This is a genomic window from Bradyrhizobium sp. STM 3809 (assembly GCF_000239795.1).
Lineage (GTDB): Bacteria > Pseudomonadota > Alphaproteobacteria > Rhizobiales > Xanthobacteraceae > Bradyrhizobium.
The window spans coordinates 1-912 of the sequence record NZ_CAFJ01000699.1 but is presented as its reverse complement, the minus strand read 5'-3'; the positions used below and the strand labels follow the sequence as shown (position 1 = coordinate 912).

1 protein-coding gene is annotated in these 912 nt (G+C 64.3%); it reads left to right on the top strand.

The annotated features are described in order from the left end of the window. Positions 1-216: 216 nt before the first annotated feature. Positions 217-612: a flagellar biosynthesis repressor FlbT gene (flbT, locus tag BRAS3809_RS30670; protein ID WP_008965902.1), complete on the top strand. Its 396-nt coding sequence runs from the start codon at positions 217-219 to the stop codon at positions 610-612. The last annotated feature ends 300 nt before the right edge of the window (positions 613-912 follow it).

Here is a 912-nt window from a genome sequence, read left to right as displayed (position 1 = left end):
CTAAGGCTGAGGCGACACCATCATCATCGGAGGCGGCGGGGCTGGTCCCCGCCGCTTTCGGCTCCAAGATCCAGGATTGACGCCGGTCTCGTTCGACGTCGAGGCGTTTCGCCGGCAAGCGCGGAACGCGAGCGCAACAGCAGTCGCCTCTCGACGATAACGCCATCCGCCGGCGGCGCGGCTCCCGAACGGAGACCGCCGAGAGGAGCCAGGGCCATGCCCCTGCGGGTCGAACTCAAGCCGTTCGAACGTATCGTGATCGGCGACACCGTCATCGTCAATTCCAACACCCGTGCGCGCTTCATCGTCGAAGGCGACGTTCCGATCCTGCGCGAGCGCGACACCGTGACCGCCGAAACCGCCGACACGCCGGCGAAGCGCCTCTATCTCTGCGTTCAGACCATGTATCTGAAGAGCGACGCGGGACGCTATCGCGCATCCTATCTGGCCTGCATCAACGAGTTGCGTGACGCGACGCCGGGCGCCGCCCGCCTGGTCGAGGAAGTCGACCGGCACGTCAGCGCCGGCGCGCTCTACAAGGCCTTGAAGGAGATCAGGGCGCTGATCCAGTGCGAAAGCCCAGGGATCGCGCCCGCCGAGGTCGTGCCTTGAGCTCGCTTCACGTCCGAGCGTGAATCTGCCGAGCCTCGCGCGAGTTCCTGGTTCCGTATTAGCACGGACATTAAAATTAACGGGACGGAGAAAAGCCGGGCCTAACGATGGAACCTGAGGAAGGTGCGTGACGTCGGGCGCAGGGCGGAGTCGATCCGCTCGCCTTGGCGAAAGCAACGGACCGACCATCGCTCTGACAGGATCAGCGGTCGCCTGCGATCGCAACGCCACTCTTGGAAGGCCAGTTTCATGGATGATCTGTTGCGTGAGTTCCTGACGGAGACCAGCGAGAGCCTGGAC

Coding starts and splice junctions, on each gene's coding strand:
- flbT (WP_008965902.1), top strand. CDS start 217: ATGCCCCTGCGGGTCGAACTCAAGCCGTTCGAACGTATCGTGATCGGC.